This window comes from Rhodococcus gordoniae, from assembly GCF_001646655.1.
Taxonomy (GTDB): domain Bacteria; phylum Actinomycetota; class Actinomycetes; order Mycobacteriales; family Mycobacteriaceae; genus Rhodococcus; species Rhodococcus gordoniae.
The window spans coordinates 1-21,555 of sequence record NZ_LPZN01000076.1 but is presented as its reverse complement, the minus strand read 5'-3'; the positions used below and the strand labels follow the sequence as shown (position 1 = coordinate 21,555).

Sequence of the window (21,555 nt, the reverse complement as noted above, 5' to 3'; positions counted from 1 at the left end):
GCCGGAGATCCCCGGGTGTCAGCGCCAGGCGAAGACCGGCTGCTCGAGGTCGTCGATCCGGGTGGCCCGCCGGCGGAGGACGACTTCGCGGAACTGGTAGACGACGGCGGCGGTCGGTGCGTGCACGAGGTGCCCGCGGAACGGCCACTGGATCACCGGCTTGTCGGATTCGGGGATGCCGACGAAGCGCGGGTCGACATCGAGTTCGTCGGCGGTCACGGCGAAGAGCACGTCGACCTCGTCGGGGCTCGGCTTCAGATCGGTCACGGCCGTGCGCGCCCACACGACGAACGGCGACATCACATAGCCGGATCGGGTGACGTAGTCGTCGAGTCGGCCGAGGACGGCGTCGGAGCCGAGGTCGAGTCCGAGTTCCTCGTGCAGTTCGCGAAGGGCTGCCTGCTCCGGTTCCTCCCCTTCGTCCAGACGGCCGCCCGGCAGGGCGAACTGGCCGGGATGGGCTCGCAGGCGCGTCGGCCGCCGTGTGAGGGGCATGACAGGGTTGCCGTTCCCGTCGTCGAGCACCGCCACGACGACGGCTGCGTGCCGGCGGCCGTCCAGCGGCAGACGGCGCGAGTCGAACGCGTCCAGCGCGTCGCGGACGTTGTCTCGGTCGAGGGGGTGCGCAGCGGGCATGGATCGACAGTAGTTCGTCTCGTCCGTGCCGGCGGGTAGGCGTACGTCGTAGTTGCTGTCGGGGGTGTTGCCCTCGGGTCGAGGGATATTCTGAATATCAATAGTTTCCGTATGACCCGGATTGTCCGCCTCGTGAGAGTTCTCCGGACAGGGATCCGCACCCGCCGTCATAGTGGGAGCCGACGGAAAGGAGCTCGATGAACGACGTGCCCGCCGGCCTCGACCTCGATGCGCTCGACGCCCACCTGCAGACCTCCGCCCCCGAGCTGTTCTCCGGGCCCCTCCGCGCTCGCCTGATCAGTGGCGGGCGATCGAACCTCACCTACGAGGTGACCGACGGCGAGCGGCGGCTCGTGCTGCGCCGTCCCCCGCTCGGACACGTCCTCGCCACCGCCCACGACATGGCCCGCGAGTACCGGGTCATCTCCGCGCTCGACGGCACCGCGGTACCGGTCCCCCGCACCTACCTGCTGTGCGAGGACGATGCGGTGCTCGGCGCGCCGTTCTACCTCATGGATCTCGTCGTGGGAACGCCCTATCGCACCGCCGAGCAACTCGCCCCCCTCGGCGCCGCGCGCACCCGGGTCATCTCCGAGCAGATGGTCGACACCCTCGCGACCCTGCACGCGGTGGACCCGGCCACCGTGGGACTCGAGGACTTCGGTCGCCCGCGCGGCTTCCTCGAGCGGCAGGTGCGCCGTTGGACCACCCAACTCGAGAACTCGCACAGCCGGGACCTGGCCGGCGCCGAGGAGCTGCACCGGCTGCTCGTCGACCACCTGCCGGGCGACGGCGAGGTCGGCATCGTGCACGGCGACTACCGGCTCGACAACATCCTCGTCGGCGACGACGACGAGGTGGTCGCGGTGCTGGACTGGGAGATGGCCACCCTGGGTGATCCGCTCACCGACGTGGCATTGCTGCTGGTCTACCAGCGGCTGGCGCGGGAGAACCGGGAGTTCCCCGTCTCGACGGTCTCTCGCGCACCGGGTTTCCTCGGCGACGACGACCTGCTCGCCCGGTACGAGGCGGCCGGTGGACGGGACCTGTCGGACATGGCATTCCATCTCGCCCTCGCCTACTACAAGCTCGCCGTGATCCTCGAGGGTATCTACTTCCGGTTCCGTCAGGGAAAGACCGTCGGCGACGGTTTCGAGGAACTCGGTCGTGGCGTCGAGCCGCTGCTGCGCGCCGGCATCGATGCGCTGAAGAGTCGGGCGAGTTGATCTCGGCACCGTTGTCGTAGTCGCTCGGTACGCTCCGCCCATGCCGCATCCGGTGATGTTCGACGAAACGGATCCGCTACTCGCCCGTGTGCGCGCGATCGCGCTGGCCTTTCCCGGCGCCTCCGAGAAGATCTCGCACGGTCGTCCGTTCTTCTCCACCCGGACGGCCTTCGCGGTCTACGGAGGGGCCGAGAAGAGTACCCGCGCACCGTTTCCCCGCTCCGTCGTCGTCAAGCCCGACGAGGAGGAGCGTCGCGCGTTGCTCGAGGAGCCGCACATCTACCTGCCGATGTACTTCGGGCCGTCCGGGTGGGTCGGGTACGACCTCGCCCGTCCGGAGGTGGACTGGGGCGAGGTCGCCGAACTGCTGGACATGTCCTACCGGGAGACCGCGCCGCCGCGGCTGGTGCGCGAGCTCGACGCCCGCCCCGGCTGACGGCCACCGAGCCGTTCAGCCCTGCTGGTCGCCGATGCTGACCATCCACGCAATTCCGAAGCGGTCGGTGCACATACCGAACAGATCTCCCCACGGGGCACGTTCGAGCGGCATGTCGACGCGACCACCTTCGCTCAGCGCGTCCCACCAGCCGCGGAGCACGCTCTCGTCGTCCCCGCTGAGCGACAGCGAGAAGTTCGTGCCGGGCGAGTAGTCCACGCCGTTCGGGGTGTCCGAGGCCATGAGCACGAAGCCGCGGTCGGTGGTGAGCATCGAGTGCATCACCTTGTCGTCCTCGCTCGGATCGTCCGAGGCGTGCATGTCGGCGAACCTGCTCACCGCCAGTTCACCGCCGAAGACCGATCGGTAGAACTCCATGGCTTCGCGCGCGGAATCGCGGAATGCGAGATAGGGATTGAATCGAGTGGTCATCGTGGTCCTTTCGCGGGTGCGGTAGGGCGCGCTCGGCGCCCTACCGGTAGTGACCGTCCGCCGACGCACTTCTCATCGTGAGGGGTGCGTCCCGGATCCGGGAGCGTTCGGTGCGCTCGCCCGCTTCACATGTGACGCCCCGCTCAGAACGGCGCGCACCCTGGAAGGAAGGCGCCGGCATCGCCGGCACTGAGCGTCCCGTAGGTCAGAAGGGAGCGGAGCAGACACTGCGGGTTGCCGAAGTATCCGGCGGAACCGGTGTCCGCTGCGGCGGTAGAGGATCCCCCGAGTACGAGTCCTGCCGCCGCGGCCGTCACGAACGCACTCCTGGCGAGTTTCTTCATCCTGTTGCTCCCCCTTGCACGACGCCGGACCATCCGGCGCGCGAGACGAACCTAGAGGATTCGTCGGGGGTGGGCCAGGTCGGATTCCGTCGTCACCGGCGTCGGGTGTGAAGGCGCGTCCGCGAACGAGAAAACCCCTTCCGACCGAAGTCGGAAGGGGTTTCGCTGTCGGGCTGACAGGATTTGAACCTGCGACCACTTGACCCCCAGTCAAGTGCGCTACCAAGCTGCGCCACAGCCCGTCCGCGCTCTCTCCGAGCGCTCTCAGAGATTACAACAGGAACGGACCGAAACACTAATCGGCTGGTCAGCGCGTTTTCGCGACCGGACGCCGTCGCGGGTTCACTTCCGGCGGTCGCGCTTCTCCCGCACCCGCACCGAGATCCGCACGGGGCTGCCGTCGAAGCCGAACTCCTCACGCAGGCGACGCTCGAGGAAGCGGCGGTAGCCGGCCTCGAGGAAGCCCGTGGTGAACAGCACGAAGGTCGGGGGCCGGGTGGCTGCCTGGGTGGCGAACAGCACACGGGGCAGGCGACCACCGCGCATCGGCGGCGGAGTCGCAGCCACGACCTCCTTGAGCCACGAGTTCAAGCGTCCCGTGGAGATGCGCTTGTCCCACGACTCGAGCGCGGTCTCCATCGCCGGGACGAGCTTCTGCACGGCTCGACCGGTCTTGGCGGAGATGTTCACGCGCGACGCCCACGGCACCCGCAGCAGGTCGCGGTCGATCTCGCGGCCGAGCTCGTAGCGACGATCCTCATCGACGAGATCCCACTTGTTGAACGCGATCACCAGGGCACGACCCGATTCGACGACCATCGTGATCACCCGCTGGTCCTGCTCGGTGATCGGTTGCGAGGCGTCGATGAGCAGCACCGCCACCTCGGCCGCGTCGATCGCGCCGCGCGTGCGCAGCGACGCGTAGAACTCCGCTCCGGAGGCGTGTGTGACCCGCTTGCGCAGACCGGCGGTGTCGACGAACCGCCACGGCTTGCCGCCGAGTTCGACGATCGAGTCCACCGGGTCGACGGTGGTGCCGGCGACATCGTGCACCACCGAGCGTTCGTCCCCGGCGAGCTTGTTCAGCAGGCTCGACTTGCCGACGTTCGGCTTGCCCACCAGGGCGACCCGGCGGGGTCCTTCGCCGCCGGAACCCTCGCGGGGGGTGGCGGGCAACTTGGCGAGCAGCTCGTCGAGCAGATCGCCGGTGCCGCGCCCGTGGGTGGCCGACACCGAATACGGCTGGCCGAGCCCGAGCGACCACAACGTCGCGGCCTCGGATTCGACGCGGTCGTCGTCGACCTTGTTCGCGACCAGCAGCACCGGCGTCTTCGATCGGCGCAGCACCTTCGCGACCGCCTCGTCGACGCTGGTGGCGCCGACGGTGGCGTCGACCACGACGAGGATCGCGTCGGCGGTACGCATGGCGACCTCGGCCTGGCGGGCCACGGACTGCTGCATGCCCTTCGCGTCGGGTTCCCACCCGCCGGTGTCCTGCACCATGAACCGCCGGCCGTTCCACGACGCCTCGTACGAGACGCGGTCCCGGGTGACGCCGGGGACATCCTCGACGACGGCTTCGCGTCGGCCGATGATGCGGTTGACCAGAGTGGACTTGCCGACATTGGGTCGGCCGACCACGGCGACGGTCGGGACCGGAACGAACTCCTCGAGCTCGTTGCCGTCGGCGAACTCGACGTCCCAGTCGGCTTCCTCCGACCAGGTGCCGTCGCCGGCGAAACCGGTGTAATCGGTGCTCACGTCGTCGCTCACAACTTCGCTCCAGTCTGCTCGGCGACCACCGCGAGCAGCGCGGCGATCACCTCGTCGATGTTCATGTCGCTGGTGTCCACGACGACCGCATCGTCCGCCGCGCGCAGCGGCGACACCGCGCGGGTGGAGTCGAGGTGGTCACGGCGCTGCACCGCAGCAAGGACCGCCTCGTAGTCGTCGCCGCGACCCTCGGCGATGTTCTGGTTGTTGCGCCGGTACGCGCGGGCCTCCGCCGAGGCGGTGAGGAAGATCTTCACGTCGGCCTCGGGGAAGACGACCGTGCCGATGTCGCGTCCTTCGACCACGACGCGGTGCTCGGCGCGCCCGAGACGCTGCTGCGCCTCGACGAGCTGGGTGCGCACCTCGGGGACCGCGGAGACCGCGGAGACCGCGGCCGTGACCTCGGCGCCGCGGATGATCTCGCGCACGTCGTCCCCGTCGAGCCGGATGTCCTCGACGGTGGGATCGGTGCCGATCGACCACGGCAGATCGGCGGTGGCCGCGGCGATCGCGGCCGGATCGGTCAGGTCGGTACCGCGGCGCAGAGCGTGCAACGTCGCGATGCGGTACATCGCCCCCGTGTCGAGGTAGGCGGCACCGAGATGCTGCGCGAGACGCTTGGAGACGGTGGACTTGCCGGTGCCGGACGGTCCGTCCATCGCGACGATCAACGCGTCGGCCGGTGCGCCGGTCACAGCTTCACCGCCTGGTACAAACCGCCGACCTCGTTGCGGCCGAGGACACGGAGAGTGCCGGGACGCTGGTCGCCGAGCGCGACGGGGCCGATGTTGGTGCGCACGAGCCGGATCACGGGATGACCGACGGCGTCGAGCAGACGTCGCACGATGTGCTTGCGGCCCTCGTGCAGCACGAGCCGCACCAGCGACTGGCCTTCGTGGACCTCGAGCAACGCGAACTCGTCGACCGAGGCAGGCCCGTCCTCGAGTTCGATACCGGCCTTGAGCTGCTTGCCGACCCCGCGCGCGAGCACACCCTTGACGGTCGCCAGGTAGGTCTTGGGGACCTCGTAGGACGGGTGCATGAGCCGGTGCGCGAGTTCACCGTCGTTGGTGAGCAGCAGCAGACCTTCGGTGTCGGCGTCGAGACGACCGACGTGGAACAGGCGCTGCCCGGCGGCGACGCGTTCGGAGACGATGTCGCCGACACAGGGACGACCGAGATCGTCGGACATCGTGGACTGCCAGCCGCGCGGTTTGTTCAGCACGAGATGCACGAGATCCTTGTTGACGACGACGCGGACGCCGTCGACCCGGATCACGGCGTTCTCCGGGTCCACGCGCAGGCCCTGCTCGACGACGATGTTGCCGTCGACCTCGACGCGACCTGCGGCGATGAGTTCCTCGGCTGCGCGGCGCGAGGCGACGCCGGCCTGGGCGAGCACCTTCTGCAGCCGCACGCCTTCACCGGCGGGCAGCTGGGCCGGGCCGGCTTCGCGGTGCTGGTGACGCGCGGGGCGAGCGTTGCTCACGGTCGGAACGACGCGCTGTGCGGCGCGCTTGGCGGCAGGCTTGGAGGGCTTGCCGGTCGAGGTGCCCTTGCGGTGCGGTTTGCGACCGGCGGCCGGCTGGGCGGGATTGCGGCCTCCGGCCGACTGGGCGGGATTGCGGCCTCCGGCCGACTGAGCCGGATTGCGGCTGGCGGCCGACTGACCGGGAGTGGCCCGGCGATCGGAACGGGGTGAGTCGGTGCGCTCCCCCGTACGGGGAGCCCCTGCGCGCCCCGCACGCGGGGATTCGGTGCGTCCTCCCGCACGCGGAGATTCTGTGCGTCCTCCGGAACGCGGAGACTCTGTGCGTCCTCCGGAACGCGGGGATTCGGTGCGTCCCGAGCGGGAGGCCCCGGCATTGCGCGTAGTCGCGCTGCGGGGATTGTTTCTTCTACGATCCGGTGTGCCATCACGGCGAGCGGGTGTATTCACTTGATTCCTGTCAGTTCTCTGGATCGAACTCCGCGGGCGAGAGAGTCTCGGGACGCGCGTTCCTACCCATTCTCTCAAATCGTGGGTCCGACTCGAGACTGTCGGCGATGTCGTCGATCACATCGACATCGGGCAGAAGCGGCGCAACGGGCGGAAGATCCTGCAAAGATGCCAGGCCGAGGCGCTCGAGGAACAACTCGGTGGTGACATAGAGCGTGCCACCGGTGTCGGGATCGGTGCCGGCCTCGGCGATCAGATCGCGGGCGAGCAGCGTGCGCATCACCCCGTCGACGTTGACGCCGCGCACCGCGCCGACACGGCTGCGGGTGACCGGCTGCCGATAGGCGATCACGGCGAGAGTCTCGAGTGCGGCGCGGGTGAGTTTGGTGCGGGCGCCACCCTGCAGCAACTTCTCGACATACGGCGCGAAATCGCGACGGGTGTAGAAGCGCCATCCGTCGCCCGCATACCGCAGGTCGATGCCGGATCCACGCGCGGTGAGGTCCTGCGCGAGACGTCGCAGCGCGGCCTCGGCCCGGTCGGCGGTGACCCCGATGGCGGTGGCGAGCTGCTCGGTGGGTGCGGGGGTGTCGACGACGAGCAGCAGCGCTTCGAGGGCCGCGGTGAGTTCGTCGTCGGCGATGTCGAGAAGCTCACCGTCCCATGCACGCTCCTGCGCGGCGGTGTCGCCTGCACGCTCGTGCTCGACGGCGTCGTCGCTCACCCGTAGTCCTCCTCGAAATCGATGGCGTCGTCGGTCTCCCCCGTCCACGCGACCTGCAGGTGCCCCAGCGGATCGGGTTGCTCGAAGGTGACGGCGCGTTCGCGGTACAACTCGAGCAATGCCAGGAACCGGGCGACGACGAGCAGCCCATGGTCGCAATCGGCGACGAGTTCGTCGAAACCGACCCGGACGCCGGCGCCGCGGGAGCGGAGCAAGCCCAGGATGTGGGCGGCCTGCTCGGGAACCGACACCTTCGGGGTGTGCAGGTGGTCGAGGCCGACGGTGGGGGGTGGTTTCGGCCGGAAGGCGGCGGCGGCGATCTCGGCGAAGCGCTGCGGGTCGACGCCGAGCACGACCTCGGGCACCAGATTCTCGAAACGGTCCTCGAGGGACACCGCGCGTGGATAGCGGCGCAGGGCGGCGGCCTCGAACGCGGCGAACTGTTCGGCGATCTGCTTGTAGGCGCGGTACTGCAGTAGTCGCGCGAACAGCAGGTCGCGGGCCTCGAGGAGCGCGAGGTCCTCGGGATCGTCGACCTCACCGGCGGGCAGCAGCCGCGCGGCCTTGAGATCGAGCAGGGTCGCGGCGACGACCAGGAACTCGGTGGTCTGGTCGAGGCCGAGTTCGGGTCCGAGCTTGCGGGTGTAGGCGATGAAGTCGTCGGTGACCTCGTGGAGGGCGACCTCGGTGACGTCGAGTCGCCGCTGCGAGATGAGGGTCAGCAGCAGGTCGAACGGGCCCTCGAAGTTGCGCAGGCGTACGCGGAACCCCGAGGTGGTCTCCACCTCCGCAGGTGTCGGCCGGCCGGGTTCCTCCAGGACCCCCGCGTCGGCTCCCGCTTCGGGTGCCGTGCCGGTGTCCGCGGTGTCGTGAACGGGAGCGTGCACGGAACTCAGCGACCGCTCCGGTGGATGACTTCCCGTGCAAGGGCGCGGTACGACTCGGCGCCGGCGGAGGCGGGCGCCCAGCGAGTGATGGGTTCACCCGCGACGCTGGTCTCGGGGAACTTCACGGTGCGGTTGATGACGGCATCGTAGACGAGGTCGCCGAAGACCTCCACGACCCGGGACATCACCTCGCGTCCGTGCAGAGTGCGCGAGTCGAACATGGTGACGAGGATGCCCGCGACGGCGAGCTTCGGGTTCAGCCGGTCGCGGACCTTGGCGACGGTGTCGTTGAGCAGCGCCAGGCCGCGCAGGCTGAAGAACTCGCATTCCATGGGGATGAGCACCGAATCGGCGCAGGCGAGCGCGTTGACGGTGAGCAGCCCCAGCGACGGCTGGCAGTCGACGAGGATGTAGTCGTAGCGGTCGAGCATCGGGTACAGCGCCCGTCCGAGGGCCTGTTCGCGGCCGACTTCGGAGACGAGCTGGATCTCCGCCGCGGACAGGTCGATGTTGCTCGGCAGCAGGTCGAGGTTCTCGACATGGGTGCGTACGAGCACGTCGTCGGTGGAGACCCGCGGTTCGACGAGCAGGTTGTGCACGGTGAGATCGAGATCGTGGTGGGCGACACCGAGTCCGGCGGACAGCGCGCCCTGCGGATCGAGGTCGACGAGCAGGACGCGGCGCCCGTACTCGGCGAGGGACGCGCCGAGGTTGATCGTCGAGGTGGTCTTGCCGACCCCGCCCTTCTGATTGCACATCGCGATGATGCGAGCCGGTCCGTGGGTGGACAGCGGCACCGGTTCCGGGACGGGACGGCGTGGCCGGCCGGTCGGTCCGAGCTCGGGCTCGTCCGTGGTTCCGGCGGTGGTGGTCGGCTCGCTGGTGGACGTTCTGTCGGCGTCCTCGCGGCCGATTGCGTCGACCGGGACGGTGTTCGACCGGAGGTGCTCCGGCTCCATGTACGTGGCGGGTGGCCGAGGTGTGCCCACGTTCGGTACTCCCCCTGTCTTGCGACCCAGATGTTCTCTCGTCGATCCGTCGGGTGGCCCGGCGGCTCTTCCCCGGAACGCTACCGCTTCGTCGGCAGGATCACCGCACGGACACGCGTCCGTCGCGGAGCCGGTCATCGTGCCCGCGGATGCGCCTGTGCCCACACTTCGCGGAGGGCACCGGCGGTGACCAGGGTGTATATCTGCGTGGTCGTCACAGAAGCATGCCCGAGTAGCTCCTGTACCACGCGTACGTCGGCGCCGCCGTCGAGCAGGTGGGTCGCGAACGAGTGGCGCAGGGTGTGCGGGGAGACACCGACGTCCACTCCGGCGCGTTCGGCGGCGGTCTGCAGCACCTTCCACGCACTCTGCCGCGACAGGCGTCCACCGCGCGCGTTCAGGAAGACCGCGGCGGTGCGGCCGGTCGCCAGCGTCGGCCGCCCGCGCACGAGATAGGCGTCGAGCGCGCCGAGCGCCGGCCGCCCGACCGGCACGAGCCGCTGTTTGCCGCCCTTGCCGCGCAGCAGCACCGTGCGCGATTCGGTGTCGAGGTCGTCGACGTCGAGCCCGACGGCCTCGGAGATGCGGGCGCCGGTGGAGTACAGCAGTTCGAGCAGCGCCCGGTCGCGCAGGTCGCGGGGAGCGTCGGCCTCGGGTGCGGCGGCCTCGAGGATCGCGGTGACCTGGTCGACGGTCAGCGCCTTGGGCAGACGGCGTCCGGGTGCCGGTGGTTTGACGGTGCGAGCGACGTCGACGGGGGTCTGACCTTCGGCGGCGGCGAAACGGTGCAGGCCGCGCACGGCGATCAGGGCGCGGGCGGCGGAGCTCGCCGCGAGCGCCGGGCGGTTCCGTTCCGGATCACCGCGGCGCAGACTCGCGGCGAAATCGCTGATGTGGTGTTCGTGGACGTCCGCAAGATCGCCGACATGCACGTCGGTGAGGTGTTCCATGTAGCGCAGCAGATCGCGCCGGTAGGAGGCGAGCGTGTTCGCCGCTACCCCTCGTTCGACGGTCAGGTGCGCCAGATAGGCGTCGAGTTGCCCGGTGAGTGTCGGGGACGGCTGCGGAGCGACCTGCGTGGCCGGACGCTCCTCACCGGGCAGCACCGCTCACCCCTCCGCGCGGGTGCGGGCGAAGGTGGTGGGCCGGTCCGGCCACGGCGCGTCCGGTGTGCGGGTCGCGGTGCCGGTCGCGCGGGTGGTCGCGAACGCGAGGAGACCGGACACTGCGGTGGCGTTGACGATCTCCCCGCCCAGCACCATCGACACGGCCTGGTCGACGGGGACGCGGCGGACCTCGAGATCGGCCTCCTCGTGCTCCGGATCCGGCCGGTCGACCTCGCTCAGGCCGCGGGCGGCGAAGACGCGGACGGCTTCGTCGGTGAACCCGGGTGAGAGCGCGATGTCGACGAGGAGCTCCCAGTCGGCGGCGGCCAGACCGGTCTCCTCGGCGAGTTCGCGGCGGGCGGCGTCGAGGGGATCCTCCCCGGGTGCGTCGAGCAGCCCGGCGGGAAGTTCCCACAGGCGCCGGCCGAGCGGATGCCGGTACTGGTGTACGAGCACCACCCGGTCCTGCTCGTCGACGGCCACGACCGCCACCGCGCCGTGATGTTCGACCACTTCACGTTCGGCGGTGTGCCCGTCGGGCATCGCCACGTCGTCGACGCGCAGCGACACGATGGCACCCGTGTAGATCCGCCGGCTCGCCAGGGTGCGGAAGTCGTGTCGCTGCGCCATGTCGACTACTCGGCGTCGCCGGCGGCGGACGTCGACGCGGCCGTGGCGGTTTCCTCGGCAGCGGTGTTCTCACCGTGGATGTCGACCGGGAGCCGCTCGGCCGCCTTGTACTGCAGTGCTGCGGCGACGAGGCCGGAGAACAGCGGGTGCGGGCGGGTGGGCCGGCTCTTGAGCTCCGGGTGCGCCTGGGTGGCGACGAAGAACGGATGCGTGGCGGCCGGGTACTCGACGAACTCGACGAGACGCCCGTCCGGGGAGGTCCCGGAGAACACCAGACCGGACTTGGCGATCTTGTCGCGGTAGGCGTTGTTGACCTCGTAGCGGTGCCGGTGCCGCTCGGAGACCTGCTCGCTGCCGTAGGCCTTGGCGACGACCGAGCCCTTCTTCAGCACGGCGGGGTAGGCACCGAGACGCATGGTGCCGCCGAGATCGGCCTCGCCCGCGACCGCCTGTTCCTGGTCGGCCATCGTGGAGATGACCGGGGCGGTGGTGTCGGGATCGAACTCGGTGGACGACGCGTCGTCGATGCCCACCGAGCGGGCGGCCTCGATGACGACGCACTGCAGACCCAGGCACAGGCCGAGCAGCGGGATCTTGCGGGTACGCGCGAAGCGGATCGCGCCGAGCTTGCCCTCGATGCCGCGGATACCGAAACCGCCGGGGATCAGCACCGCGTCGACGTCGCCGAGATGCTTCTCGGCGCCGGCCTCGGTTTCGCACTCGTCGGAGGCGACCCAGCGGATCTTGACCTTCGCTCGGTGCGCGAAACCGCCGGCGCGCAACGCCTCGGTGACCGACAGGTAGGCGTCGGGCAGGTCGATGTACTTGCCGACGAGAGCGACGTCGACGGTCTCGCGGGGGTTGTGGACCCGCTCGAGCAGGTTGCCCCATACCGTCCAGTCGACGTCGCGGAAGGGCAGGCCGAGCTGACGCACGACGTAGGCGTCGAGACCTTCGCTGTGCAGCACCTTCGGGATGTCGTAGATGCTCGGCGCGTCGGGGCAGGAGATGCAGCCGGCAACGTCGACGTCGCACATCAGCGAGATCTTGGCCTTGAGCGAGGCCGGAACGTCGCGGTCGCAGCGCAGCACGAGGGCGTCGGGCTGGATGCCGATGTTGCGCAGCGCGGCCACCGAGTGCTGGGTGGGCTTGGTCTTCAGCTCACCGGACGGACCGAGATAGGGCACGAGCGAGACGTGCAGGAAGAAGCAGTTCTCGCGACCGACCTCGTGCCGGACCTGGCGGGCGGCCTCGAGGAACGGCTGGGATTCGATGTCGCCGACGGTGCCGCCGATCTCGGTGATCACCACGTCCGGGACCTGGCCCTCGGCGTCCGGGGCGGCCATGGCGAGGATGCGGCGCTTGATCTCGTCGGTGATGTGCGGGATGACCTGCACGGTGTCGCCGAGATATTCACCGCGTCGTTCCTTGGCGATGACCGTGGAGTACACCTGGCCGGTGGTGACATTGGCGTCGGCGGACAGGTCCCGGTCGAGGAAGCGCTCGTAGTGACCGACGTCGAGGTCGGTCTCGGCACCGTCCTCGGTGACGAAGACCTCGCCGTGCTGGAACGGATTCATCGTGCCGGGGTCGACATTGAGGTACGGGTCGAGCTTCTGCATCGTCACGCGCATGCCGCGTGCGGTGAGCAGAGTGCCCAGGCTCGACGCTGTGAGCCCCTTGCCGAGCGAGGATGCGACGCCCCCGCTGACGAAGATGTGCTTGGTAGGGGTACGCGAGTGGCGTGACTGTGGCAAAGAAGCTCCCGTGACGTCAGGTGCAGGACTTTTGGACTGATGCGATACAGCTGGGGCCTGCCGACCCACGGAACTTCACGGTAACACCTCCGCGGGCCGGCGCGTACCCGACTCGCGGGTGCGGACCGCCGGTGCAATCGACGTCACAGGCCCGTCCCGGATCGGGACGGCCACGGCGACGCTCAGCGAGCCGGGGAACCGACCGTGACGGCGGTCGCGCTCGGACCGGTCCCGTACCGGCCGCTGCCGCCGTCGAACTGCTCGCGCAACGCGAGGACCGTCGTCAGGCGCCCCGATTCGCGGTCGAGGTTGTCCACCGTGGACAGGCCCGCGGCGAGCGCGGCATCGGCCCGCACCACCGCGATGGGTCCGTTGCCCTCCGCTGCCCCGGTGCGGCCTGCGAGGACCGCGCCGGCGCCGCGGCCGTCGACGACCCCGGCGAACCGGGCGATCAGCGACCCGCGGTTACCGCCGCGTTCGGCGTTGCCGCTGTGGTCGCCGGTGACGACGAGCGCGCTCTGGGCCGGGTCGATCCGGTCGTCCTCGTAGGTGACGAAACCGCCGCTGCGCAACGTGGTGAGCGCCAGGGCGCGTTCCTCCGGGGTGCTCCGCGGCCCGCCGGTGGCCGGGTCGACGAGCAGCACCGCGCCGAGCAGATCCCCGGCGAGGCTGCCCGGATCGACGGCGCCGGTCTGCAGTTCCACCCCGGCGGGCACGACGTTGGTGACGGTGGTGCGGAGTTGATCGGTTCCGGTCGCGTCGACGAACGAATCGGTCAGCGCGATCCGGGCGGTGACCCGGCCCCCCGCATCGCCGACAACCCGGACCACGGCGTCGACGTCCTCGGGTGCGGCGTCCGGGGTGGTCACCAGGAGGATCGTGCGGCCGAGGAGCTCGTCGCGCACGATGCGCGGGCCGACGGTGGAGTCGAAACCGTCGCCGGCGAGCAGTTGCGCCTCGAGCCGGCTGCTGTGGTCCTCGGCCTGCTGGACCTCCCGGCGCAGCTCCGCCTTGTCGTCACGCAGGCCGGTGACGACGCTGTCGGCCAGCAGCCCGGAGCCGAGCACTATCCCGACCGCCAGGGCCAGGAACACCGCCACCAGGGAAACGACGTGATGGCGCATCGAGATCACGCGCGCAGACCCCGAATCCACTCGACGGCGTTCTCCCACCACTGCCGGGCGAGTTCGACCACGTCGCCCCCGAGGTTGGACACCGCGAGCGCGGCGATCACGGCGATCAGGGCCGCGAAGACGAGCAGGGCGATCACCCCACCCGAGACCCGGCTGCGATAGAGGGTGGCCACGGCCTTCGCATCGACGAGTTTCGGGCCGACCTTCAGGCGGGTCATCACCGCCGACGGATTCGTGTCGCGGCGACCGTGGTCGAAGAATTCATCGAGCGAGACGGTGCTGCCGACGGTCACCACCAGCGCCGCGCCGTGATGCTCGACGAGCAGCAACGCCAGGTCGGTGGGGGTGCCGACGGCAGGGAAGGTCATCGCGCCGATGCCGAGATCCTGAATGCGCTCGAGGCCCCGGGCGTGGCCGTCCGGGTCGGCGGGCAGCACCACTTCGGCTCCGGACTTGAGGGTGGAGGTACCGATCTCGTCGGGATCCCCGACGATCAGGTCGGGACGGTAGCCCGCCTTGGTGAGGCTGTCGGCGCCGGGACCGACACCCACCAGGATCGGCGAGTACTCCTTGATGAACGGCTTGAGGTCCTTGAGGTCCTGCACGTGCCCGGGACCGTCGGAGACGACGACCACGTGCCGGTCGCGCAGGTCGAGGTCGATGTCGGGGATACCGACGCCGTCGATGAGCAGCGGGCTCTCCGAGCGGATGAACTCGATGGTGTTGCCCGAGAACGCCTCGAGGTGGTCGACGAGCCCGGTCCGGGCCTCGATCATGCGGTCGGAGATCTCGATGTCGGTCTGCTCGTCGCCCTCGATGAGCAGCTTCTCCCCCGCGTACACCCCGCCTTCGTGCACCCGGACCTTCGCACCGTCCTTGATCTTCTTGAAGACCTCGGTGCCGACGTTGTCCACCAGCACGATGTCGTGCGCGACGATCACTTCGGGGCCGAGATTCGGGTACCGGCCCGAGATCGACGGGGACGCGTTGATCACCGCGGTGACACCCGCCTCGACGAGCGCGTCGGCGGTGACGCGATCGAGGTCGACGGCGTCGAGGACGACCACGTCGCCGGGACCGATCCGGCGCAGCAGCTTCGCGGTGTTCCTGTCGACCCGGGCAATGCCACTCACTCCGGGCAACGTTTCGTTGTTACGGGACAGCAGCGCCGGCATCTTCATGGAAGAGATGATGCGCCGGTATACGAGTGAGGTTGTGGAGGCGCGCCGGGAGGCGTGTGAACATCGACCCGGCGCTCCGGCGGTTCAGCCGGTGCGCTCGGCGTGGGCGACGGCGAGCAACTCTTCGGCGTGCGCACGCCCGGTTTCGGTGTCGTCGAGCCCGGCGAGCATGCGGGCCAGTTCGGTGACCCGCTCCTCCTCGCCGAGGGTACGCACCCCGTCGTCGACCTTGTCGACGACGAGGTGGGTGTCGGCGAACGCCGCGACCTGCGGCAGGTGCGTGACCACGATGACCTGATGGGTGCGCGACAGACGTGCGAGACGCCGACCGATCTCGACGGCGGCGCGGCCACCGACCCCGGCGTCGACCTCGTCGAAAACCATGGTGGCGCCGCGCTCGGAGCCGGCGAGCACCACTTCGAGGGCGAGCATGACGCGGGAGAGCTCACCGCCGGAAGCGCTGCGGGCGAGCGGGCGGGCCGGGGCGTCGCTGTGCGGGGCGAGCCGGAACTCCACCTCGTCGATCCCCGATTCGCCGGCGTGCAGCAGCCGGTCGCCGACCTGCAACGGTGCCGTGTCGCTCGCGGTCGCCGCGCGGTCGGCGATGTGCACGTCGAGGACGGCGCGCCCCATCGCGAGACCCGACAGTTCCTTGCTCACGGCCTTCGCCAGCTTGCCGGCGACCTTGTGCCGTGCCGTCGACAGAGCGGTGGCGGCTTCGGCGGTGGCGGCCGCTTCGGCCTCGACCTCGGCGGCAAGCTTGTCGATGGCCTCGGCGGAGACATCCAGACCGGACAGGCGCTCGCGGGCCTCGCGGGCCCATTCGAGCACTCCGTCGATGTCGGCGGCGTACTTACGGGTGAGGTTCTTCAGTTCCGCCTGCCGGTTGAGGAGCGTCTCGAGAGCGCTCGGGTCGGACGGCAGGTCGGACAGATAACCGGAGATGTCGGCGGTGACGTCGGTGACCACCGCGATCGCTTCACCGAGGCGGGGGCCGAGCTCACGCAGAGCGGGATCGTCGCTGCCTTCGAGCCGGGCGCGGGCCTCGCCGAGCAGGTCGAGCGCCGCAGAGTACGCGTCGGCATCGCCGTTGTCGTCGCCCGCGAGGGCGTCGTGCGCGACGGTGGCCGCCTCGCGCAGCGAGTCGAGATCGGACAGGCGCCGCACCTCGTCGACGATGCGGGTGTCCTCCCCCGGTTCGGGTGCGGCGCGGTCGATCTCGTCGAGCCCGAAGTGCAATCGGTCGGCCTCCTGCGCGAGTTCGCGTGACCGCTCGGTGCGTTCCTGCAGCTCGGCTCGGGCCTCGAGCCAGCGCCGCCGCCGCGTGCGGTAACGCTCGAGCAGACCGGCGACGGTCTTGCCCCCGAACCGGTCGAGCGCGGCGCGCTGTTCGTCGGGGCGCAGCAGCCGCAGCTGGTCGTTCTGCCCGTGCACGGTCAGCAGCGGGCCGGTGAAGTCCGACAGCACCCCCACCGGCACACTGCGCCCGCCGAGATGGGCGCGGGAGCGGCCGTCGCTGCCGACGGTGCGCACGGCGATGATGCTGCCGTCCTCGTCGCGCTGGGCGCCGGTGGCCTCGAGCAGCTCGGCGATCTGCCGTTCGATGTGGCTGGGCGCCGGTTCGATCTCGAAGCGCCCCTCCACCACGGCACGGCTCGCTCCGACCCGCACCCGGGACGGGTCGGCGCGCACCCCGGAGAGCAGGTGCAGGCTCGTCACGACCATCGTCTTACCGGCACCGGTCTCGCCGGTGAGCACAGTCAGACCCCCGTGGAAGCGTGCGTACGCCTCGGAGATCACACCCAGGTTGTCGATCCGGATCTCTGCGAGCATCAGAGTTTCCTTCCCCGCCAGCCCTTCACCGGAAGTTCGAACTTGCGCACCATCCGATCGGCGAACGGTGCCGAATCCAGCCGCACCCAGCGGACCGGATCGCATCCTCGCACGACTTCGAGCCGCGCACCGGCCGGGACGTCCAGGATTCGGCGGCCGTCGCAGAAGACCACCCCGTCGTGCCCACCGGCGAGGGTCTCGACGGCGATGATCGACTCGGGGCTGGTCACCAGCGGGCGCGCGAACAACGCGTGCGCGTTGCTCGGGATCACCAGCAGCGCTTCGAGTTCGGGCCACACGATCGGTCCGCCGGCCGAGAAGGCGTAGGCCGTCGATCCAGTCGGGGAGGCGACGAGAACGCCGTCGCAGCCGAAGGAGGAGACGGGACGGCCGTCGACCTCGAGAACCACCTCGAGCACCCCGAGCCGCGACTTGTTCTCGAGACTGGCCTCGTTCAACGCCCAGCCGCGGTCGAGGACCTCGTCGTCCATGCGCACGGTCACGTCGAGGGTCATGCGCTGTTCGACGCGGTATTCGCGGCGTACCACCTGCACGAGAGCTTCTTCGAGGTGTTCGGCCTCGGCCTCGGCGAGGAAGCCGATCCGGCCGAGGTTGATTCCGAGGACCGGCACCGCCGAATACTGCGCGAGTTCGGCGGCCCGCAGGAAGCTGCCGTCGCCGCCGAGGACGATCACCATCTCGCAGCCGGCGGCCGCTTCCGGGCCGGGTTCGACAACGCTGATGAAGCTGCCCGGCAGGGCGAGGACACCGAGTCCGTTGCTCACGGCCTCGTCGTCGAGGGTGCGCAGGCCGATGCCGGCCTCACCGAGGATCTTGGCGACCCTCAGCGCGGTGCCGGCGATCTCGTCGCGCCCCGAATGGGAGACCAGCAGGATCTCCCGGCCCGATCGCGCCGCATCGGTCGCGACGGTCTCTTCGCTCACTGTGGTCCTTCCTGCACCGCACGCTCGATCAGTTCGATCACCGCCGGGTCGAGCTCTTCCGGCCCCGGTTCTCCGGCCCGCAGCCACAGGAAGTACTCGACGTTCCCGGACGGCCCGGGCAGCGGGCTCGCCACCGCTCCGAGGGTCCGCAGGCCCTGCCGCTGCGCTTCGCGCGCGACGTCGAGCACCGCCTCGGTGCGCAACGCCGGGTCGCGCACAACGCCGCCACTGCCGACTCGGTCCTTCCCCACCTCGAACTGGGGTTTGACCATCGGCAGCAGGTCGCCGCCCGGGGCGACGCAGGCCACGAACGCCGGCAACACCAGGTTCAGGGAGATGAACGACAGGTCCGCGACCACCAGGTCCACGCGTCCGCCGATCGTCTCGGCGTCGATGCTACGCACGTTTGTTCGATCGATCACATGGACACGCTCGTCGGACTGCAGCCGCCAGACCAGCTGGCCGTACCCGACGTCCACCGCGACGACCTCCGCGGCACCCTCGTGCAGCAGCACATCGGTGAAACCACCGGTCGACGCGCCGGCGTCGAGACAGCGACGCCCCGCCACCTGCAGCCCCTCCGGCGTGAACGCCTCGAGGGCACCGAGGAGCTTGTGAGCGCCACGGGACGCCCAGGAGACCTCGTCGCTCACCTCGGTGACGATCAGCGGGGTGTTCGGTTCGACGGCGGTCGCCGGCTTGGAGGCCACGGTGCCCGCTATCAGCACCCGACCTGCGGCGATCAGTTCGCTGGCGTGCTCACGTGAGCGCGCCAGACCCCGCCGTACCAGTTCCGCGTCGACGCGTGCCCGGCGTGCCACGTCAGATCTTGTCCACGGTCGACAAGGCCTGCACGAGAACCTCGTGGGCACGTTCGAGCATCTCGGCCTGTTCGAGCAACACGGACTGGTCGGTGCTCGCGGCGTCGGCGGCGGGTGCGCCCTCCCGCACACGGGTCAGCAACGCGTCGACCTCTTCGCGGACGCGTGCGGGATCGACGGTGGGGCGCGTGCCGGGAAGGTGTTCGCCCGGACGTGGAATCGGCGTGCTCATCGCCGTCCACGCTAGTCGATGTGTGCGACCGCACCACACACTCCGGTGCGGATCAGACCGTCGCCGCCCACGCGTCCACGACGGAGCGCGCATGCGCGTCCAGCGGCCGGACCTGCCCGAAACCGGGGTTGGCCCAGGCGATGTCGAGAAGACCCCGCAGCGCCTCCATCGGATCGGCCGCCGATTGCGTGGCAGCGAGGTGAAGATCACCTCCGTGGACCCTGACGTCCCACGAGGTGTGCGGGGCGACGCGAAGCAGATCGGCGGGCTGATCGAGGCTCGCGAGTGAGGCCGCGACATAGGTCGGGCGCTGTTCGGCCGAGGCCCGCAGTAGATCGTCGACGGTGCTCACCCCGGTCAGCACGAGCAGGGAATCCGCACCCACGGCGTTGGCACCTTCGATGTCGGTGTCCAGCCGGTCGCCGACCACGAGGGGACGTCGGGCGCCTCCGCGACGGATCGCGTCCTCGAGAAGCGGAGCAGCGGGTTTACCCGCCACGATCGGGATCGCGCCGGTGGCGTTTCGCACCGCCGCGACCATCGACCCGTTGCCGAGGACGAGCCCGCGTTCGGTGGGCAGGGTCGAGTCGACGTTCGTGGCCACCCACAGGGCACCGGCACGGACGGCGAGCGTCGCCTCCGCGAGGATCGCCCATCCGGTATCCGGAGAATGCCCCTGCACCACGGCCACCGGACGCGTGTCCGCCGACCGGACCGGGGTGAGACCGACACCGGCCACCTCCTCGGCGAGGGCATCGGTTCCGACGACGAGCACCGGCGCGCCGGCCGGGAACCGCTCGGCGAGCAGGCGCGCCGCGGACTGCGAGCTCGTCACCACGGACGAATCCTCGGCCGGAAAGCCGAGTTCCCGCAGGTGCAACGCGACCTCCGAAGGCCGGCGGCTGGCGTTGTTCGTGACGTACAGAACGGTGTCGTCACCGGCCGCCAGCGCCTCCCGGGCACCCGGGACGGGTTCGGCGCCCCGGTAGACGGTGCCGTCGAGGTCCAGCAGCAGGACGTCGTAGATCCGACGCAGCGTGTCGCCGGAGGCGATGCCTGTGGCCGGCTCGGTGCCGTCGGTCACGGCGTCTCTCCGGTGAGCTCCTCCACCCGCTCCTCGGCGTCGGTGACGCCTTCGATGTCCGCGGCTGCGGAGTGCAGGAACCACTGCAGGCCTTCTTCGGTCCGTCCGGCGGCCACGAGGGCGTCGGCGTAGGCATAGAAGAGGCGGGCTGCAGGCGTGCCGGTCCGGTCCGGATCGAGGTCGGGCGTCTGCAATGTGACGACAGCCTGGTCGTACTGACCGAGGTCCATGCGGGCACCGGCGAGGACGATGCGCAACTCGGCGGCGTCGTCGCCGGTCAGCTTGCGTGCATCGTCGCCGCGTCCCAGCTCGAGTGCCTTCTCGGGACGGCCGAGGCCACGTTCGCAATCGGCCATCACGGCGAGCAGTCCCGTACCACCGGACATGCGGCGCGCTGCACGGAGTTCGGACAGCGCCTCAGCCCACTCACCGGCGTGATACGCGGTGATGCCGGCGGCCTCGCGGACGACGGCGATGCGGCCGGCGCGCTGACGGGCGGCACGGGCATGGGAGAGCGCGGCACGGGGATCGTCGTCGAGCAGCCGACCGGCCATCACCAGATGCCGGGCGACGCTGTTCGCGTTCGACTTGTCCAGGCTCAGCAGGTCGCGGCGAATGGTCGGATCGAGCTCGGACGCCTCGACGTCGTCGGGCAGATCGGGTTCGTCCGGACGTGCGTCGCGACGCTGCGGCGCGATGCCTTCGCGCCCACGGGACGGCCCGAATCCACCTTCACCACCGCGACGGCGGGGCGCACCCTCGCTGCGGCGGTCGCCGGACTGGGGTCCTCGACGGTCACCGGAGTAGCCCCGGCTGGCGCCGCTACCACGCTGGTCGCCACCCCGCTGGTCACTGCCGCGACGGTCGTCGCGATTGCCGTAGCTGCGCTCGCCGCGGGGACGGTCACCGTACTGCCGACCGCGGTCGTCGCTGCGACCCGGACGATCCTCGCTGCGACGGGGGCGATCGTCGCCTCCGGAGCGTTCCCGGTAGGGACGGTCGCCGCGATCGGAACGGGCGTCGTCGCGACCGCGATCGCGGCGGTCTCCGCCCTGGTAGGAGCGGCGGTCGTCGCCGTGCTGGGGACGACGGTCGTCGCCGCTTCGAGGGCGACGGTCCTCACTACGTTGAGGACGCCGATCATCGCTGCGCGGGGGACGTCGATCGTCACCGCGCTGGGGACGACGGTCGTCGTCACGGCTGGACGAACGTCCGCCGGTTCCGTAGCCGCCCTGCCGGCGCTCGTCGCCGCGCCCGCGTTCGTCGCGGTCGCGCGGTGCACGCTCGCCACGACTGTCGTCGGCGCGTTCGTCGCGCTCCTTCTTGCGGCCCGACCACGGAGTGGATCCTCCACTCCTGAAGGACCGACGTTCACCGTTGCCGTCGGACACAGAAAAATCCTCTCATGAAAACACGAAAGGGGACCCAAACGAGTGGGTCCCCTTTCG

The 21,555-nt window shown here is 70.1% G+C and carries 22 protein-coding genes and 1 tRNA gene; 2 read left to right on the top strand and 21 right to left on the bottom strand.

Annotation, left to right across the window (positions count from 1 at the left end; genetic code table 11):
• Positions 1 to 18: 18 nt before the first annotated feature.
• Complete coding sequence (locus A8G18_RS21345) at positions 19 to 636, bottom strand: NUDIX hydrolase (RefSeq protein ID WP_016935525.1); 618 nt, start codon at positions 634 to 636, stop codon at positions 19 to 21.
• Positions 637 to 833: 197 nt separating this feature from the next.
• On the opposite strand from A8G18_RS21345, the gene A8G18_RS21340 reads away from it, so the two are divergent.
• Together A8G18_RS21340 and A8G18_RS21335 are read left to right on the top strand one after the other, a co-directional pair.
• Entirely contained in the window at positions 834 to 1,862 is a 1,029-nt protein-coding gene (locus A8G18_RS21340; RefSeq protein WP_064065450.1) for a phosphotransferase family protein, read from the top strand.
• A 40-nt stretch (positions 1,863 to 1,902) separates the two neighbouring features.
• Positions 1,903 to 2,298 (top strand): MmcQ/YjbR family DNA-binding protein, encoded by a 396-nt coding sequence (locus A8G18_RS21335; RefSeq protein WP_064065449.1) that lies wholly within the window; start codon positions 1,903 to 1,905, stop codon positions 2,296 to 2,298.
• A 15-nt stretch (positions 2,299 to 2,313) separates the two neighbouring features.
• Here the strand turns inward: A8G18_RS21335 and A8G18_RS21330 are convergent, their stop codons facing one another.
• The 20 genes from A8G18_RS21330 to A8G18_RS23720 all read right to left on the bottom strand — a co-directional run bounded on the left by A8G18_RS21330 (position 2,314) and on the right by A8G18_RS23720 (position 21,498).
• The gene (locus A8G18_RS21330) at positions 2,314 to 2,730 is read right to left on the bottom strand and encodes a VOC family protein (RefSeq protein ID WP_016935029.1); all 417 of its coding nucleotides are present in this window, start codon (positions 2,728 to 2,730) and stop codon (positions 2,314 to 2,316) included.
• A gap of 143 nt (positions 2,731 to 2,873) precedes the next feature.
• Positions 2,874 to 3,074: a hypothetical protein gene (locus tag A8G18_RS21325; protein WP_064065448.1), complete on the bottom strand. Its 201-nt coding sequence runs from the start codon at positions 3,072 to 3,074 to the stop codon at positions 2,874 to 2,876.
• A 168-nt stretch (positions 3,075 to 3,242) separates the two neighbouring features.
• Positions 3,243 to 3,316 (bottom strand) — tRNA-Pro (locus tag A8G18_RS21320).
• 100 nt (positions 3,317 to 3,416) lie between these two features.
• Complete coding sequence (gene der / locus A8G18_RS21315; protein WP_064065447.1) at positions 3,417 to 4,847, bottom strand: ribosome biogenesis GTPase Der; 1,431 nt, start codon at positions 4,845 to 4,847, stop codon at positions 3,417 to 3,419.
• Positions 4,844 to 5,506, bottom strand: a complete 663-nt coding sequence (gene cmk, locus A8G18_RS21310; RefSeq protein WP_064065461.1) for a (d)CMP kinase — start codon at positions 5,504 to 5,506, stop codon at positions 4,844 to 4,846. Before cmk ends, der begins: the two co-directional genes overlap by 4 nt.
• A gap of 32 nt (positions 5,507 to 5,538) precedes the next feature.
• On the bottom strand, positions 5,539 to 6,786 hold the full coding sequence (locus tag A8G18_RS23525; RefSeq protein WP_245207986.1) for a pseudouridine synthase: 1,248 nt from the start codon (positions 6,784 to 6,786) through the stop codon (positions 5,539 to 5,541).
• A 10-nt stretch (positions 6,787 to 6,796) separates the two neighbouring features.
• On the bottom strand, positions 6,797 to 7,429 hold the full coding sequence (gene scpB, locus A8G18_RS21300; protein WP_084422029.1) for an SMC-Scp complex subunit ScpB: 633 nt from the start codon (positions 7,427 to 7,429) through the stop codon (positions 6,797 to 6,799).
• A 77-nt stretch (positions 7,430 to 7,506) separates the two neighbouring features.
• Positions 7,507 to 8,328 (bottom strand): segregation and condensation protein A, encoded by an 822-nt coding sequence (locus tag A8G18_RS21295; RefSeq protein WP_064065460.1) that lies wholly within the window; start codon positions 8,326 to 8,328, stop codon positions 7,507 to 7,509.
• Between the two features lie 74 nt (positions 8,329 to 8,402).
• Complete coding sequence (locus A8G18_RS21290) at positions 8,403 to 9,386, bottom strand: ParA family protein (protein WP_371053994.1); 984 nt, start codon at positions 9,384 to 9,386, stop codon at positions 8,403 to 8,405.
• Between the two features lie 134 nt (positions 9,387 to 9,520).
• Positions 9,521 to 10,492, bottom strand: coding sequence for a site-specific tyrosine recombinase XerD (gene xerD, locus A8G18_RS21285; protein ID WP_064065444.1), 972 nt, complete (start codon positions 10,490 to 10,492; stop codon positions 9,521 to 9,523).
• A 3-nt stretch (positions 10,493 to 10,495) separates the two neighbouring features.
• Positions 10,496 to 11,122, bottom strand: coding sequence for an NUDIX domain-containing protein (locus A8G18_RS21280; RefSeq protein ID WP_064065443.1), 627 nt, complete (start codon positions 11,120 to 11,122; stop codon positions 10,496 to 10,498).
• Positions 11,123 to 11,127: 5 nt separating this feature from the next.
• The gene (locus A8G18_RS21275; RefSeq protein WP_064065442.1) at positions 11,128 to 12,879 is read right to left on the bottom strand and encodes a CTP synthase; all 1,752 of its coding nucleotides are present in this window, start codon (positions 12,877 to 12,879) and stop codon (positions 11,128 to 11,130) included.
• A 182-nt stretch (positions 12,880 to 13,061) separates the two neighbouring features.
• On the bottom strand, positions 13,062 to 14,012 hold the full coding sequence (locus A8G18_RS21270) for a copper transporter (protein ID WP_064065459.1): 951 nt from the start codon (positions 14,010 to 14,012) through the stop codon (positions 13,062 to 13,064).
• Positions 14,009 to 15,193, bottom strand: coding sequence for a putative cytokinetic ring protein SteA (gene steA, locus A8G18_RS21265; RefSeq protein WP_016934153.1), 1,185 nt, complete (start codon positions 15,191 to 15,193; stop codon positions 14,009 to 14,011). The genes A8G18_RS21270 and steA overlap by 4 nt, the downstream gene beginning before the upstream one ends.
• 84 nt (positions 15,194 to 15,277) lie before the next feature.
• A complete protein-coding gene (gene recN, locus A8G18_RS21260) occupies positions 15,278 to 17,026 on the bottom strand; it encodes a DNA repair protein RecN (protein WP_064065441.1) in 1,749 nt (582 codons plus the stop codon).
• On the bottom strand, positions 17,026 to 17,970 hold the full coding sequence (locus A8G18_RS21255; protein ID WP_016934151.1) for an NAD kinase: 945 nt from the start codon (positions 17,968 to 17,970) through the stop codon (positions 17,026 to 17,028). The genes recN and A8G18_RS21255 overlap by 1 nt, the downstream gene beginning before the upstream one ends.
• Positions 17,967 to 18,791 (bottom strand): TlyA family RNA methyltransferase, encoded by an 825-nt coding sequence (locus tag A8G18_RS21250; RefSeq protein WP_016934150.1) that lies wholly within the window; start codon positions 18,789 to 18,791, stop codon positions 17,967 to 17,969. The genes A8G18_RS21255 and A8G18_RS21250 overlap by 4 nt, the downstream gene beginning before the upstream one ends.
• A gap of 1 nt (position 18,792) precedes the next feature.
• Complete coding sequence (locus tag A8G18_RS21245) at positions 18,793 to 19,023, bottom strand: hypothetical protein (RefSeq protein WP_016934149.1); 231 nt, start codon at positions 19,021 to 19,023, stop codon at positions 18,793 to 18,795.
• Positions 19,024 to 19,075: 52 nt separating this feature from the next.
• Positions 19,076 to 20,107 (bottom strand): HAD-IIA family hydrolase, encoded by a 1,032-nt coding sequence (locus A8G18_RS21240; RefSeq protein ID WP_084422022.1) that lies wholly within the window; start codon positions 20,105 to 20,107, stop codon positions 19,076 to 19,078.
• Complete coding sequence (locus A8G18_RS23720; protein WP_084422020.1) at positions 20,104 to 21,498, bottom strand: hypothetical protein; 1,395 nt, start codon at positions 21,496 to 21,498, stop codon at positions 20,104 to 20,106. Before A8G18_RS23720 ends, A8G18_RS21240 begins: the two co-directional genes overlap by 4 nt.
• Positions 21,499 to 21,555: the final 57 nt, after the last annotated feature.